Below are 14565 nucleotides of genomic sequence, written 5' to 3'. Positions count from 1 at the left end.
GCGCAGCTGGGTCGATGACACGCTGTACCCCTACGGGGGCAACTTGCTGCCGTCGAGGGCGCCCTGCCACATGGCCTGTTGTGGCGGGATGTCGTGCAGCTCGAAGTCGACGTCGTAGTCGCTGACGGTGGTCGGGTTGGGACCCATCTGGTCCCGCCAGGCGATCAGGTGGTCGGGGTAGTCGGCGTCCAGGGACAGCTCGGACCGGTCGTCGACGTGGACGACGTAGGTCTGTGCGATCTGCACCTCGACCCATGCCCCGCTGGTCTCGATGTCCTCGTCGCAGAACTGGCAGTAGCCGGCCTGGAACGGGTAGGTCTCGTGCTTGGGGCCGGGAGCGCGGCACACAGGGCCATCGCGCCGGTCCACGGGATGCCGCCGTGGGTGACGGTTTACTTGCCGTCGGCGGCCGGGTTGAAGAAGCAGAAGTTGAGGGCGTTCTGCACGCCGATGTGCGCGACGAACTCGAGGTCGTCGTCCGGGTAGACCGGCAGACGCCAGTCGGCAGCGGTCAGGCCCGTGGTGATGAGCGTGTCGACGTAGGCGTCGAGGGCGTCGTTGTCGACGAGGACAAGGGAGGTCAAGGCGTCTCCGTGGTCGGTTCGGGTCCGCAGGGTGCTGCGGGGCCGGTACCGGTCAGGGCGGCCGATCCGCAGGGAACCCGGTCGTGTCGGACCGGACCGCCGGGCAACGGTCCAGGGGACCCGTTCCCGCCGACACGGACCCGGACTCCGCCATGCCCCAGACATCTACATCACCGACCCACGTGCCCGTGCCGTCCGGACGGCCGCCCGCCGACCTGTCACGCCGCCCCGGTGTCGTCCTGCTGCGGCTGACGGCCGCACTGCTGTTGGCCGGGTCCATCACCGCCTATGGGCTGGCCGGCCCCGGGACGCTCGCCCCGGCCGTCACTCCGGCGGCGGCCGATGGGGCGGTCAGTGTCAGGCTGGTGTTGCTGACGGTCGTCGACCAGCGTGACGGGGACAGTTGGGTTGCCTCCGACGGGGTCGAGTACCGGGTCGGGCTCGTCAACACCCCGGAGGTGGGCGAGTGCGGCGGGTCGGAGTCGACGGCGTACACCGCCGCGCACCTCGTCGACGGGTTCACCGTCGCGCCGTACTCCACCGACACCCACGGCCGGACCGTCGCCCGGGTCGTCCTGCCCGACGGCCGGGACCTCGGGGTCGTCCTCGCCCGCAACGGCATGGCCGACGACCGGTACCTGGACGACTTCCGGCACGAGGCCCCCGGCTACGCCGCCGAGCTCGACGTCGCGTTCGCGGAGGCCCGTACCGCCGGCGCAGGGCACCACGGCGGCTGCTGGACGACGGACGGCACCTGACCCGAACGGCCGCTGATCCGGTACGATCGGTCCTCGAACGGTCCGGGGAGGAACCCCTCGGGCAGCTGCTCCCGGGGTGGAGGGGAGGTGTGCAGCTGACCGTCCTGGCACCCCCTCCCCAGGAGTTCAGCAATGCAGCCACCAGACCAGCCGACCGGACCCGGCCCGACTCCCCGTCCGCAGCAGCCCCCTTCGGGCCCTGTCGGCCAGTGGCCTCCGGGACCGCCCACCGGCCAGCAGCACGGGCCCCCGCCCGGTCCCCAGTGGCCGGCCGGACCACCCACCGCCGGGCAGCAGTGGCCGCCCGGACCACAGGGGCCCGCACTAGGCCCCGGCTGGCCAGGCGGTCCGATGCAGCCCCCACCGCCACGCGGCCGCCGTCCGTGGTATCAGAAGAAGCGGTTCCTGATCCCCGTGTCCGTGTTCGGCCTGTTCGTGGTCATCGGCATCATCGGGGCACTCGCGGGCCCGGTACCGGACGACGTCGCCGTCGAGTCCGACCGGCCCGACGACACGGCCGCAGCAGCCCCGGACGACACCACGGACGAGGCGGCCGACCCGACCCGACCCGCGCCACCTGCACCCGCACCGGCACCCCCTCCGGCTCCTGCCCCTGCACCACCACCCCCTGCGCCTGCGCCTGCGGCACCTGCCGGGTCCGCCAGCCAGAGCAACGCGCGACGGGCAGCCGAGCAGTACCTCTCCTTCAGCTCCTTCTCCAGATCCGGCCTGATCGGTCAGCTCGAGTTCGACGGCTACAGCTATGAGGATGCGACCCATGCCGTCGACACGGTCGGGGCCGACTGGAACGAGCAGGCCGTCGGGTCCGCGGAGCAGTACCTGTCGTTCAGCGCGTTCTCTCGGTCCGGGCTGATCGGCCAGCTCGAGTTCGACGGGTACACGTCAGCGGAGGCCGAGTACGGCGTGTCGCGGATCTCCGTTGACTGGAACGAACAGGCTGTCGCGAAGGGCGCCCAGTACCTGTCGTTCAGCGCGTTCTCTCGGTCCGGCCTCATCGACCAGCTCGTCTTCGACGGGTTCACCCGTCCGCAGGCAGAGCATGGTGCCACCGCAAACGGGCTCTGACATGCCCCTGCCGTTCGTCGGTGTGTCGGCCGAGCCGGGCGGGCACACAGGCTCGACCAGGGCAGGGGCAGGGGAGTAGCGGGTGACCGGCACGGGTGAGCTGATCCGGCGGGCACGCGAACGGACCGGACTGACCCAGGCGGCCGTGGCCCGACGGATCGGTATCTCCGCCACCTGGATGTCCCGGGCCGGCCAGGGCGAGGAGCTGTCCGTGCCATCCCGTCCTCCCTCCACCTGCCCCGGATGTCCCCGACGGACCTCCGGGCGACGGCAACCCGCTGCCACGCGAGTGGCCGCCACCTCCCGGGTCGCTGGAGGAACACGAGGTCCACAAGACGGTCGGACGCTGGCTGAAGAAGGCCCGGTGGAAGCGGGACCTGTCTGGAGCGGCGCTGGGTCGGCGGCTCGACCTCACCGACCAAGCCGTCTCGCGGCTCGAGACCGGCAAGACGCCGCTCGACCGTGACCTCGACCTCCTCGTCCGGTGGTGCCACGTCGTCGAACGCGACCCGATCGTTGCGTTGCAGGCACTCGGACTGCTCACCTCAGCGGAGGTGGCCCTCCACAGGGACACCAGTGCGGAGGCGGTCATCGACCGGGATCCGACGCTCACCCGAGAGGACAAGGACGTCCTCCTCGGGATGCTCGCCGCGCTCCGCGACTGCTCGTCGCCCGTGGTGGCCTTGTCGGCCGGACCGTCGCCCTCCTCCTGACACTCGCCGTCGCCGTCCACCTCTTCAACGAGCCCCGCGAGGTGTACGTCGACTGCGGATCCGCAAGCGACTGCGTCGCCAACCTGATCCCACGGACCGCCCTGCGAACCGTCGCGTTCGTCCTCGCCGCCGCAGCCACCGCACTCCCGGCCCGGCAGGCAGGCCGGGCGCACAGCCGGGCAGCGCTGCGGACCGCAGGGCAGTCGAGCGCCGCCAGCAGCCCTACACCGGACAGCCCCACCCGTACGGACCCCGCCGCTGCACGCGACAGCCGGCGCCGCACCCTCCCCGAACCGGCCCCCGGACCCGAGCCGGGACCAGACCGATGACCCACGACACCACGGAGGCGACCGCCATGCGTTAAGACCGTCCGATCGTCGGACGGCCGACCGCAAGGAGGCCGCCGTGTCCCGTTCCCTTCACGCCCCGCGCCGCTGGACCCCGTGCCCGTACGCGCCCGACCACGACCCCCACGGCCTGTGTGACCACCGCAGCCCGTGCGTCGTCCCGCCGCAGGACCACCCCGGTGGGATCTGCCCCGAACAGCACCTGATCGCCATCCGGGAGGGTGACGGCCTCGCCACCCGCCGGACCCCCCACAACTACGTCCGCCGCTGGTACGCCGGCCGGTACAGCGACTACGTCCGCGACGACAACCGTCGTGTGCGGCGTGCCACCCGCCAGGAGCTGACCCGCTTCCTCGGCCCGGTCGACGACGCCGTCGACCGCTGGCTCGACCAGGCAACCATGCCCGAACAGCGCGACGTCTCCTGCGACGTCTGCTGAGGCCCCGAGGTCCCGCACCACCCGTGCGGGACCTCGCCACGTTCGCGGAGCCACTCGCCGGGCACCCCATGGCAGGGGAGTGCTGAACGGTCGCGAACCGCAGGCAGCCAACGACGCCCCGTGCAGGTGCACGGGGCGTCGAGGGGTCGTCGTCGGCTAGGCCGGCTGGGTCAGGGAGGCCTTGACCTCCGCGACCGCCCGGGCGAGTTCCGGGTCGGCATCGACGGACAGGCCGACCTGGGCCTCGAGGCGGCTGGTGGCCATCTCGATCGTCTGCAGGTGATTGCTCTCCGTTGCCGCACGCGCCGCGAGCGCATCGGTGAAGCCGGTCAGGACCGCGATGGTTGACTCGGCCAGGTCGGCGAACCGTTCCCAACGGGCCAGCGCCCGATCGTGGCTGTCGACGTCGTCGCGACGGGCGAGGTCCGACACGGACTTCTCAGCCATCTGCAGCTGACAGGCCGCATCCCACACGAGCGCCTCGATGCTGGGAAGCAACGCAGGGTCGCCGGCGAGCTGTTCGATGGCCATCCGGGCAAGCCGGTCGGCACTGGCAAGCTCGGCGATCAGGGTCTCCTGGCGGGCACGAGCAGCGGCGAACCCGTCGTGGTGGTCGATGCCCGCGACAGGCCTCAGCTCCAGGACGACACCCTTGATGGCAGCCCACCGCTCGTGGTCGGCACGGCGGTCCCGTTCGCCTGCGACGTGGTGGCGGGCGTGGGCGACGGCGACGACCAGCAACGCGGCGAACCACGGTGACACGGTCGCCATCAGGACGAGGGACACCACCACGGGAAGGCCGAGCGCGGCGACAGCCGACGCGGTCGAGTCCCCGTAGGGAGTCAGCTTGCCGAACGTCGGACGTTGGGTCGCAGGCGGATGGAACGTGACATGGCTGGTGCTCACGGGTTCTCCTGTCGTTTCGGATGGACGAGCTCCACCGTCGAAGCGACACCGCCACGACCAACCCAGCGGGCAGCCGGCGTCCCGCGCGGTCTGGGTCGGCGCGCCGGCTGCGCATAGTCTCTCCGGATGCAGTCACGTCCCGTCCTTGCCCTACTGACCCTCCTCGTGCTCGCCGGCTGTGCTGGCGAGGCCACCCCCGAAACCGCCGGGGCAGGGGAGCGGTCGACACCCACGCCCACACCTGCCGCCGTCGTGACAGCCGAGCCGGTGGTGACCGTCGAACCGGTGGACCCCGAGGAGGCGTTCCTCGCCGCAGCGATGGCCGCCCGGCCCGACAGACCCAGCGCCGATGTCACCGTCGGGCAGATCGAGCGGACCCCCGACGACGACCTGCTGCACACCGGCCAGGACCTGTGCGCGCAGATGCGCAACTGGCGGCGGATCTCCGATGCTGCCGGCGGGAGGTCTGCCGACATCGAGGAGAGGTTCGTCGAACCGATCGACCTGCGCCGGGAGCTCATGGGCGTCCACGGGTTCGAGGACCTCGATCGGATCAACTTCCTCCAGGCCCTCGGGCAGATCGCGGCCGGCACACTGTGTCCCGAGCTCGACTTCCTCGTCGAGGACTGGGTCGCCGTGGCCGTCAGTGCCCCCGACGGCGCGGCCACCCAGGACCTGCCGGCGGTCACCACTGCCGCCGAGGTCGCCTACATCGAGGCGTTGCGCGCAGGGCCACTGCGGGCCGAGCTCGCCAGCGTCCCCGACGACCGGCTGCTCGAGGTCGGCGTGGCCGCCTGTGCGCTGCTGGATTCGGTGGCGCCCTCCTCAGCGCTCGAATGGGCCCAGTACCTCGCCGAGACCCACAGTGACGACACCGCGCTGTCGGTCTCCACTGTCACCTCGGCAGCCGCGATGACGACGTTGTGTCCGGAATGGTCACGCATCCTGTGACGTGCGGCACGCCCTGGAGCGCAGGCCGCAGGCGAGGCGCCTGGCATGGCGCCAGGTCGGCAGGTGAGCTCTTGCACCCTGCGCTCAGGTCCCGACCCTGGCCGCCAGCCTGTCCTGGACCCACTGGCGGTCGGCGTCGGACAGCTCGACCCCGAACTTGATGTACCGCCAGTCGCGGATGACGACCAGGTCGCTGTCGTCCGGACTGTCGATCATCCTGCAGGAATCGTAGGTGAACGCTTCCGGGAGCACGCCGAACCGACCCATCCGCGGGAGTCTGGGGCTGATCAGGAATCCGACCTCCGACGCGATGACGGTCGCGGGGAGGGACGACCAGGTGGCAATGACTACGATGCCGATGGCCAGTGCGACGAGGAACGGGCCGGTGAGCAACGCCACCTGGACAGGGACCGAGGCCCCCAGAATCCTGCCGCAGCCCCGAGTCCAAGGCCGACGAGCATCGCCTCAGCTGTCGGTCGGAACGCCCACGGGACCACGGGCACAGTCGCCTCCCACGTGCGGCGCTCGTCATCAACGGCGGCGGTGTCCTCCCGCTGGTTGTGGATCGTCCCTGGCATGCGGGTGAAGTCATCGTGCGTCATGCCGATGACGGTTGTTCGGTCCTCGGTGGTGTCAGTGTTCCGGTACGACGCAGGACCCCACCCAGCAGGCGCCGGCACCACTTCCCCGTACCGGCCTCCACCCCTGACTACGTATAACAATGATGAGACGTAGTGGAGGCGGTCGGTCCCGTGGGGGTGCACCACCGCTTCCCCACCGCTTACCCACGGGATGACTGGCACCTCGTGGACCGGCGCCCTCGCACGGTTCGGGAGGCTCGGACAGCGGCCAACGCTTCCTGCGCGGCATCCGCTGCTGCGCCGAGACCTCCGGCATCGGGACGGCGACCTGCCGTACCGGTCAGCCGGTCGCGGCGACCTGCTGACTGGCGACGTCGTCGATCTCGTTGGGACCCATGCCCTCGGCCACCGACAGTCGTTCGGTGTGCAGCAAGGCCTCGGCACCCATGCGGGCGTCGGTGACTTCCCTCAGTGCGTCGTCGCGGCCGTCACCGTGCCGGTCGCGGGACGCGGCGAGGTCACCCGCCGCCCGTGCAGCCGCATACGCCCTGGCAGCATCGAGGAGGCCCGAGAACTCCTCGATGGTCTCCTCCAGATCGGTCCGTGACCGCTGGTACCGGGCGGCGGCCTCCTCGCCCTGATCCGACAGGTCGGCGAGCGCAAGGGTGGCCTCCGCGGCACGTCGCACGTCCTGTGCCGGCCCGTCGACGAGGTCGGCCCGGACGTCCGCTGGGAGGTCCTTGGCGTCGACGAGCAACGCCCGGAGGCGCGGCCATTCGGTACTGATCCGATCAGCGAGCATCCGATCCCGGCGCTGCCTGTCCTCGCCGCCCCCGTGGTAGTACTCGAACCACTCCTGCTGGCTGCCGTACCGTGCCCGCCATCTCGCCGCGAGATAGTAGGCGTATCCGAGGCATGCAGGCGCGACGAGGCCGAACACGACGTCCTCGGCGCCCTGGATTCCCTGCCGCAGGATCGACAAGGCGAACACGACCATCAGCGGGGACAGGACGAGCGTGAGCATCCACCGCAACATCGTCCCGAGGTCGTGGGCGGTGTACTGCCATTCGGTCGGGATGGTGTCAACAGCGGGCGAAATCTGACCCCCTTGCAGCGGTTGAATCTTGACCCCCTCTGGAGTTCATGGTGCTGGGTCGGCGGCGGGGACGCGGCCGAGGTCGCGGTCCTTGAGGCGGTAGCTGTCGCCCTTGAGCGGGACGACGTCGGCGTGGTGGACGAGCCGGTCGATCATGGCTGCGGCCACGACGGGGTCGCCGAAGACCTCGCCCCACCGGCTGAATGGCTTGTTGGAGCTCATGATCACGCTGGCGCGTTCGTATCTGGCGGCGATGAGTTGGAAGAACAGGTTGGCGGCCTCGGCCTCAAACGGGATGTAGCCGACCTCGTCGATGACCACGACGGGGACGCGGCCGAGGGCGCGGAGTTCGTCCTGGAGCCGGCCGGCGGCGTGGGCGGCGCCGAGCCGGTCGACCCATTGGGCGGCGGTGGCGAAGGCGACGCGGTGACCGGCCAGGCAGGCGCGGATGCCCAGCGCGATGGAGAGGTGGGTCTTGCCGGTGCCGGGCGGGCCGAGGAACACCACGTTGGCGCGGGCGTCGACGAAGTCGAGCTGGCCGAGATGGCCGATCAATTCGCGCTTGACGGAGGTCTGGTGGTCGAAGTCGAAGTCCTCCAGGGTCTTGCGGGCCGGGAACTTCGCGGCTTTGATGCGGGCCTGGCCGCCGTGGGCGGCGCGGGCGTCGACTTCTTTCTCAAGGCACGCGGCGAGGAACGCCTCGTGGGTCCAGCCCTCCTCGCGGGCCCGGTCGGCCAGCCGCGGGGCGGCCGCCGCGAGGGACGGGGCCTTCATGGCCCGGCACAGGTAGGCCAGGTGGCTGTCGGTGGCCGACGCCGGCGTGGTTGCCATCAGGCCACCCCGAGCAGCCGGTCGTAGTCGGCGAGGTCCCGCTGCTCCACACCGGTGTCGGGGCCGGCGACGGGCAGCTCGAGCAGCTGGGCGCGGGCCTTGCGGGCGGCGTCGTGGGCCGGGTCGGTGATGGTCTGATGCTTGGCGAGGACCCGGTCGTGGCGGGCGACCTCGTCGCGGCCACAGGTCACCACGACCTGATCGGCGGTGCGGCGGATGGTGACCTTGCGGCCGATCGCGCCCGGGTGGACGGAGTAGTCGTTGGTGTCCACCCGCACCCAGTGGTCGGCGCCCAACCGGACGGTGTGGGTCCAATCGACATCGGGCGGCACCGGCGGCAGCGGCAGCATCGCGGCCAGGTCGGCGTCGATGCGTTCGGAGGGCCGCTGGCGCAGCCCGGCGTGGACCCTGACGTTGGCCCGGTCCTCAAGCCACAGGCCCAGCTGGGTGTTGAAGTCGTCGATCGAGCCGAAGCTGCGTCCGGGCATGAAGCTCGTTTCCAGGTAGCCGTTGGCCCGCTCCACCACCCCCTTGCGCTCCGGGTGGCCCTTGGCCAGCACGATCGAGCCCATCCCCAACGTGCCTCGGAACGCCAAGTACTCCTGGGTGTAGACCAGCTTGCGGCCCCGCCGGACGCTGATCGCGGGCTCGCCGTCATACACCCCCTTGCGGGGCACCCGGCCCAGGTCGCGGAGGCACCACAGGTGCCCGCCGAGCACGTCGTGTTTGTCCTTGGACGGGATCATCCGGGCGGTGATCCACCGCGAGTAGCAGGGCACCCCGACGATCACCGGCAGCACCGCGGTCTGTCCGAACCCGACCGGCACCTTCAGGTCCTCGGGGAACCACAGGTCCCACTGGGCCAGCTCGCCCTCCCGATAGACGGTGCGGCCATACCCCTCCGGCAGCAGGTAGGCCGGACGCAGCTCACGCACCCGGTCGCGCAGCACCGTCATCCCCCGCGACCAGCCGATCCGCTCGGCGATCACCGTGGCCGGCATGTCCGGCGTGGCCTTGAGCAACTGGCGGATCTGCGGCTCGAACGCATCCACCGCCGACCCCGCCGCCTCCCGCTCGTACTTCGGTGGCGACGCCGAGCGGATCGCCGCCCGCACCGTGTTGCGCGACAACCCCGTCGCCCGCACGATCGCCTTGATCGCCATCCCCTCAGCGAAATGCAACCGGCGGACCTCAGCCCACTGCTCCACGTCAATCACAACCCTTCCTCCTGACTCGACGACACGATCGAGTCAGGGTCAGATCCCACCCGCCCACAGCAGGTGAACCACGACGAAGGGGGTCAAGATTCGCCCGTCGTCAGGGGGTCAGTATTGGGCCGCTACCGACAGATGGGACGTTCGGATCCGCCGGTGTCGGGCGCCTGGTGTCGTGCTGCCATGTCTGCTCCTCCGGTTCGGAGGCGCCCGTGTCGTGGTGTCGTCGGGCCAGTGGCCTCGACAGTGCACGGCAGTCCCGGGCGGTCACGAACCGAGGGCGGCCGACGACCCCACGCGCCATGACTCGTGGCCACCACTGCCCCGCTGTCGGGACGGGCGGTCGCCCGCCGTACCGGCATCGCGCCAGGGACCGCCCACACGATCCTCGGACGCCTCAACAAAGCCGGCCCGTCCACGACGTCCTCAACGGATGGGCCATCAATCGCGACCACGTGGCGGCCGACGTGGCTGCGGTGCAGCTCGAGGATCCGCCGCTCAGCCCGAGGATGGCGACCTCGGCCAGCCAGTCGTCATTGCGTCGGCACCGATGCCCGGCAGATCTGGTATGCGTTCCCGGCGCTCTCGAGGCCCGCACGCTCCACGTCGAACAGCGAGGGCGGATCGGGCACATCGAGCTCAACACCGGCCGCGGCGGTGCACTCTGACAACTCCACGGCTAGGGCGGCCTCCTCGTTGGGTGTCCGGGCGACCTGGGCTTGCCACTGCTCGGCCGCAGCAGCCTCTTCGCTCATCCTGCAGTCCTCGTAGACAGAATCAGCAGCCTCGAGCAACTCCAGGGTCTCGAACGGTCCGTACTCGTACATGTACTGCTGATTGATCGGATCGTAGGTCGGAGGGCCAACAGGCAGCCCTGCTTCTTCCATGCATCCAATCGTCTTGAAGACAGCACGTTCATAGTCGGCTCGGGTGATCTCGGAGGCATCCTGTGACTGGGTGCACCCACTGACGGTGACGAGTAGTCCCAACAGGACCACAGCACAATACGCTCGATTCACGCGTACCCAGTAGCGAACTACGGCGAACATGTTCTCACTCCTTCAGGTGATGGATTCGTGCACGGCGGGCCAAGAGATCTGTGACAATCGCTACAGCTACGACTCCCACGGATGTTCCGACGAGCCACTGGACAGGAGCCATGCCGAGTAGGGCGGGGACCACGGGCGGCGACCAGACGGCCATGGCGATCTGGCCCAGCGCTGCAACCGGCAGGGCCGTTCGCAGCAGCGCCAGGGTGTGGACCGCCTCCATCACCGCCAGCCCACTCGACGAGTAACCCAGCAGACGACGAAGGACTATCTCCGACCGTCGTGTGAAGAGGTTCGCCAACAGCAAGCCAGCCGACGCCAGTGCGGCTACGAGCGCAGCCCCGGACACCATCCCGACCAGCTGACGCCTTTCCCCGTTCGGACCCGCTCCCGCGCCGGGTGCAAGGGTCGTGGTCCTGACAGTCGGGTCACCGACGATCGTGTCTATCGCTGCCGTGTCGACCGGTCCGACTTCTCGCGCGAACTGGAACGTGCACATGTCCGGCACGGACGACGGTCCGAGAGGCCGAATGACACTACGGACGTGGGAGTCGATACGGATCGTGTCAACCCGACCCGCGACAGGAGCAGACCAGCCCTCCGTCAACAAGAGCAGTGGCGCCGACAGCTCCGTCCAGGCCCCCGACGCAAGCATGACACCCGGGGAACCTGCGTGGTCCCAGCGGGTCCCAGTGAGAGCACCGAACGCTGACGGGTCCATTGCCAACTGGGTGAGGGCCTCGGGGTGTCCGGCCACGTCCACCGGCACGTGCCGATCAGCAAGTCCAACCGAGAGGATCTCGGGCAGAGCCTGCCGAACCCGCAGACACCTGGCAGCATCCACTCGACCCTCGGGATCGGCGACCGCGGCGACTGCCACGTGCGCTCCCGCAGCCCTTGCCTCCAGGACCGAGGCATAGATCGGCCCGACAAGCCAGAACGTGCTGGAGGACACCGCACACAGAACAAGGCCGAGACCGACGCCAAGCCCCCGTTCGCTCCGCTGCCGGACCCGATGGTCCCGGAATGCCTCCTCAACGATGAGCCGCACTTCTCAGCCTCCCGTCCACGAGCCTGAGACGTTGGTCGCACCGCCCCGCTAGCTCTTCGTCGTGCGTGACCACGATTCCTATGCACTCCGTCCCGACGATGCCTGCCCGGAGTGCGTCGAACACGCTGGCGGACATCGCGGAGTCGAGTTGGCCGGTTGGTTCGTCCGCCAGGAGGAGCCTCGGCCCGGAGACCAACGCCCGCGCGATGCACATCCGCTGACGTTCTCCGCCCGAGAACGTCGCTGCAGCCCGACCGTCGAACGCTGGGAGATCGACCGCCCGCAGGGCCGCTGCGGCACGGCCCTCCGCCACCTGGCGACCCACCCCAGCGGCGAGCAGAGGCACGACGACGTTGTCCAGCGCCGTCCGGCGAGGGAGCACGTTCGTGGTCTGGAACACCCATCCCGTGCGACTTGCCGGTTCGCCCGCGGATGGGTGGAAGCGTGCTTCCCCGGCGGTGATCATGACCGCTCCTCCGGTCGGTTCGAGCGCCCCACCCAATAGGGCCAGCAGGGTCGACTTGCCACTTCCTGACGGCCCGGTGATCGCGGTCACCGTCCCGCCAAAGGCAACGAAGGAGACTCGCCGAAGGACATACCTGTCACCGAACCGACAGGACAGACCAAGGGCGTGGAGTTTCGTGCCGGCCCTCACGGACACGCCTCCACAAGGGTGTGTGGTGCCTCCCTGGGATTGATGACGACCTGGCCCTCCTGTGCTGGGACTCCCACGAGTACCTCCGTCTGGTTGTCCCCCAGTACTGTGGTCGACACGGGTACGACGCCTTCCCAGCCGCTGACAGGACCCTCTTGCATGGTGAGGATGCATGATCCGGATGCGCCCGGAAGAAGGGCCGAGAGCGGTACCGCCCACGCACTGGACATCTCACCGAACTGCAACTGCCCCACGATGCGTCCCGCCAGTTCCCCGCTGTCGACCGGGTCGAGCTCGACCCGCCCGTCCGTGATTTGGGCCGTGATGCCCTCGCCGATGAAGGTCCCTGTCTCCTCGCCAGTGGAGTCAACGAGGGTGGCGTTGACGATCGGCCTCCCGGTGAGGACTGACCCGCCCGGACCTGGCGCGGGAGCACCAGCCACCACCTGGACACCGTCGACGACGTACGGACTCTGGGGCACCCAGACCACGGAGTGTCTCAACAGGGCTGGCGCGCTGCCCCAGCCGCGGCCGGTGTTCGCTGAACGCAAGGCGTCAAGGACGGCACCATCGATCACGCCACGATCGGCGAACTCGGCGCCCGCAGTCGCCCGCAACAGGGCCAGGGCAGCCAGTGTCTCCGTTTGAGTCCCGGCAACAGGTGTAAGTCGGAGTTGGTTCCCCAGACGGTGTTGGCCACCGTGTGACTGTTCGTGAGGTCTTTCCACGGATCTCTCGAAAGGGGCCACACGATGGCCGACATTGATAATGACCTGCTGACCGACGCTGCGACGAACCTGCTGACCGAGGAGCACCGCAGCCTGTTTCGTGATCTGCTCCAGAACGCGTTGCAGACACTGATCGAGGAAGAGCTGACCGCCTCAATCGGGGCGGCGCTGCACGAGCGCACCGATGACCGGACGGGGCAGCGCAACGGCCACCGGCCACCCCGGACCCTGTCAACACCGGCTGGTGATGTGGAGCTGGCGATCCCCAAGGTTCGGGCCGGCAACTTCTACCCGTCGCTGCTGGAGCCGCGCCGCCGGGTGGACCAGGCCCTGTGGGCGGTGATCATGACCGCCTACGTCAAGGGCACCTCCACCCGCAAGGTCGACGACCTCGTCAAGGCACTCGGCGTGGACTCGGGCGTGTCGAAATCGACGGTGTCGCGGATCTGCAAGGAGATCGACGGGCACGTCGAGGCGTTCCGAGCCCGCACCCTGGCCCACACCGACTTCCCCTACGTGTTCTGCGACGCCACCTACGTCAAGGGCCGCGTCGGCCGCCACGTCGTGTCGCGCGCCATCGTCGTGGCGTTCGGCGTCGCCGCTGACGGCACCCGCGAAGTCCTCGGGCTGGACGTGGGCGACAGCGAGGACGAAGCGTTCTGGGGTGCCTTCCTCAGGAGCTTGAAGACCCGCGGACTCGGTGGTGTGCAGCTGGTCATCTCCGACGCCCACGAAGGGTTGAAGGCCGCCATCCGCCGGCACCTGCAGGGCGCGGCGTGGCAGCGTTGTCGGGTCCACTTCAACCGCAACGTCCTGGCCCGGGTCGGCAAGGCCCACGGCGAGATGGTCACCGCCATGATCCGCACCATCTACGCCCAGCCCGACCAGGCCGCCGTCACCGCCCAGCTCCGCGCCGTCGCCGACATGCTCACCGACCGGTTCCCCGCCGCGGCCCAGATGCTGCTTGACGCCGAACCCGATCTCACCGCGTTCGCGGCGTTCCCCAGGACCCACTGGCGCAGGGTGTGGTCAACCAATCCGCTGGAACGGGTCAACAAGGAGATCAAGCGCCGGTCCAACGTGGTGGGCATCTTCCCCGACGACAACTCCATCATCCGCCTCATCGGCGCCGTCCTGCTCGAGCAGCACGACGAATGGCAAGTCGCCGAACGCAGCTACTTCTCCGAGGAATCCATGAAGACCATCGCCGCCGACACCACCATCGAGGTGACAGCCACCACCACCGCGGCATAGCCTGCCAACAACTTCACGAACGGTGACCTTCTACTTCCACCACCTCACGGGACTCAGCCGTGTCTCCTCCGAGTCGGCATCCCTTCCCACGTCGCGGTGCAGTGGGCGACTCGACTGCAACGCCACCACGGTGCGACCGTCCACGTCGTACAACGGCATGCCGTCCTGCAGGGTCGTGCCCGGCCTGACGTGGACCGCAGTCACGAGGCCTTGGTTCCCCGGCTCGAGCAGCGCCGCAGGAACTGTGACGTGCACATCCAACGCGGCCGGTGACGTCCGTGGCACCTCTCGGCGCTCTGGGACCAGCAACACCGGTCCATGG

General features: G+C 69.5%; 18 protein-coding genes. 7 read left to right on the top strand and 11 right to left on the bottom strand.

Annotated elements, in window-relative coordinates:
• Positions 1-30: 30 nt before the first annotated feature.
• Together DVS28_RS28445 and DVS28_RS14460 are read right to left on the bottom strand one after the other, a co-directional pair.
• Positions 31-348 (bottom strand): hypothetical protein, encoded by a 318-nt coding sequence (locus DVS28_RS28445; RefSeq protein WP_164710552.1) that lies wholly within the window; start codon positions 346-348, stop codon positions 31-33.
• Between the two features lie 44 nt (positions 349-392).
• Positions 393-584 (bottom strand): hypothetical protein, encoded by a 192-nt coding sequence (locus DVS28_RS14460; protein ID WP_114592081.1) that lies wholly within the window; start codon positions 582-584, stop codon positions 393-395.
• Between the two features lie 182 nt (positions 585-766).
• Between DVS28_RS14460 and DVS28_RS14455 the strand changes: the two genes are divergently transcribed.
• The 5 genes from DVS28_RS14455 to DVS28_RS14430 all read left to right on the top strand — a co-directional run bounded on the left by DVS28_RS14455 (position 767) and on the right by DVS28_RS14430 (position 3927).
• Complete coding sequence (locus tag DVS28_RS14455) at positions 767-1342, top strand: thermonuclease family protein (RefSeq protein ID WP_114592080.1); 576 nt, start codon at positions 767-769, stop codon at positions 1340-1342.
• Positions 1343-1693: 351 nt separating this feature from the next.
• Entirely contained in the window at positions 1694-2428 is a 735-nt protein-coding gene (locus DVS28_RS14450) for an Ltp family lipoprotein (protein ID WP_114592079.1), read from the top strand.
• A gap of 82 nt (positions 2429-2510) precedes the next feature.
• A complete protein-coding gene (locus tag DVS28_RS30255; protein WP_114592078.1) occupies positions 2511-2894 on the top strand; it encodes a helix-turn-helix domain-containing protein in 384 nt (127 codons plus the stop codon).
• An 88-nt stretch (positions 2895-2982) separates the two neighbouring features.
• Entirely contained in the window at positions 2983-3141 is a 159-nt protein-coding gene (locus tag DVS28_RS14440; protein ID WP_216826045.1) for a hypothetical protein, read from the top strand.
• 405 nt (positions 3142-3546) lie between these two features.
• Positions 3547-3927: a hypothetical protein gene (locus DVS28_RS14430; RefSeq protein ID WP_114592075.1), complete on the top strand. Its 381-nt coding sequence runs from the start codon at positions 3547-3549 to the stop codon at positions 3925-3927.
• Between the two features lie 156 nt (positions 3928-4083).
• Here the strand turns inward: DVS28_RS14430 and DVS28_RS14425 are convergent, their stop codons facing one another.
• Positions 4084-4833: a hypothetical protein gene (locus tag DVS28_RS14425; protein WP_114592074.1), complete on the bottom strand. Its 750-nt coding sequence runs from the start codon at positions 4831-4833 to the stop codon at positions 4084-4086.
• A gap of 126 nt (positions 4834-4959) precedes the next feature.
• On the opposite strand from DVS28_RS14425, the gene DVS28_RS14420 reads away from it, so the two are divergent.
• Positions 4960-5784: a DUF732 domain-containing protein gene (locus tag DVS28_RS14420; RefSeq protein ID WP_164710551.1), complete on the top strand. Its 825-nt coding sequence runs from the start codon at positions 4960-4962 to the stop codon at positions 5782-5784.
• An 84-nt stretch (positions 5785-5868) separates the two neighbouring features.
• On the opposite strand, the gene DVS28_RS29985 is transcribed toward DVS28_RS14420, so the two are convergent.
• From DVS28_RS29985 to DVS28_RS28440, 8 genes are all read right to left on the bottom strand, one after another.
• On the bottom strand, positions 5869-6000 hold the full coding sequence (locus tag DVS28_RS29985; RefSeq protein WP_281273475.1) for a hypothetical protein: 132 nt from the start codon (positions 5998-6000) through the stop codon (positions 5869-5871).
• 705 nt (positions 6001-6705) lie between these two features.
• Positions 6706-7389: a hypothetical protein gene (locus DVS28_RS14410; RefSeq protein ID WP_114592071.1), complete on the bottom strand. Its 684-nt coding sequence runs from the start codon at positions 7387-7389 to the stop codon at positions 6706-6708.
• 117 nt (positions 7390-7506) lie between these two features.
• Positions 7507-8292 carry an IS21-like element helper ATPase IstB gene (gene istB / locus DVS28_RS14405; RefSeq protein WP_114589836.1) on the bottom strand — a complete coding sequence of 262 codons (786 nt, stop codon included), beginning with the start codon at positions 8290-8292 and terminating at the stop codon, positions 7507-7509.
• On the bottom strand, positions 8292-9509 hold the full coding sequence (gene istA, locus DVS28_RS14400) for an IS21 family transposase (RefSeq protein ID WP_114589837.1): 1218 nt from the start codon (positions 9507-9509) through the stop codon (positions 8292-8294). Before istA ends, istB begins: the two co-directional genes overlap by 1 nt.
• Before the next feature lie 530 nt (positions 9510-10039).
• Positions 10040-10393, bottom strand: coding sequence for a hypothetical protein (locus tag DVS28_RS14395; RefSeq protein WP_216826044.1), 354 nt, complete (start codon positions 10391-10393; stop codon positions 10040-10042).
• Between the two features lie 166 nt (positions 10394-10559).
• The gene (locus DVS28_RS14390) at positions 10560-11606 is read right to left on the bottom strand and encodes a hypothetical protein (RefSeq protein WP_114592069.1); all 1047 of its coding nucleotides are present in this window, start codon (positions 11604-11606) and stop codon (positions 10560-10562) included.
• Entirely contained in the window at positions 11590-12261 is a 672-nt protein-coding gene (locus tag DVS28_RS14385; protein WP_216826043.1) for an ABC transporter ATP-binding protein, read from the bottom strand. Before DVS28_RS14385 ends, DVS28_RS14390 begins: the two co-directional genes overlap by 17 nt.
• Complete coding sequence (locus DVS28_RS28440; protein ID WP_164710548.1) at positions 12258-12839, bottom strand: hypothetical protein; 582 nt, start codon at positions 12837-12839, stop codon at positions 12258-12260. The genes DVS28_RS14385 and DVS28_RS28440 overlap by 4 nt, the downstream gene beginning before the upstream one ends.
• A gap of 174 nt (positions 12840-13013) precedes the next feature.
• On the opposite strand from DVS28_RS28440, the gene DVS28_RS14380 reads away from it, so the two are divergent.
• On the top strand, positions 13014-14243 hold the full coding sequence (locus DVS28_RS14380) for an IS256 family transposase (RefSeq protein ID WP_114590370.1): 1230 nt from the start codon (positions 13014-13016) through the stop codon (positions 14241-14243).
• Positions 14244-14565 lie beyond the last annotated feature (322 nt).

The organism is Euzebya pacifica (assembly GCF_003344865.1).
In the GTDB taxonomy this organism is placed as follows: Bacteria; Actinomycetota; Nitriliruptoria; order Euzebyales; family Euzebyaceae; genus Euzebya; species Euzebya pacifica.
This window is presented reverse-complemented; position numbering and strand designations above follow the sequence as displayed.

Coding starts and splice junctions, on each gene's coding strand:
- DVS28_RS14450 (WP_114592079.1), top strand. CDS start 1,694: ATGCAGCCCCCACCGCCACGCGGCCGCCGTCCGTGGTATCAGAAGAAG.
- DVS28_RS14420 (WP_164710551.1), top strand. CDS start 4,960: ATGCAGTCACGTCCCGTCCTTGCCCTACTGACCCTCCTCGTGCTCGCC.
- DVS28_RS29985 (WP_281273475.1), bottom strand. CDS start 6,000: ATGATCGACAGTCCGGACGACAGCGACCTGGTCGTCATCCGCGACTGG.
- DVS28_RS14410 (WP_114592071.1), bottom strand. CDS start 7,389: ATGCTCACGCTCGTCCTGTCCCCGCTGATGGTCGTGTTCGCCTTGTCG.
- istB (WP_114589836.1), bottom strand. CDS start 8,292: ATGGCAACCACGCCGGCGTCGGCCACCGACAGCCACCTGGCCTACCTG.
- DVS28_RS14395 (WP_216826044.1), bottom strand. CDS start 10,393: ATGGAAGAAGCAGGGCTGCCTGTTGGCCCTCCGACCTACGATCCGATC.
- DVS28_RS14380 (WP_114590370.1), top strand. CDS start 13,014: ATGGCCGACATTGATAATGACCTGCTGACCGACGCTGCGACGAACCTG.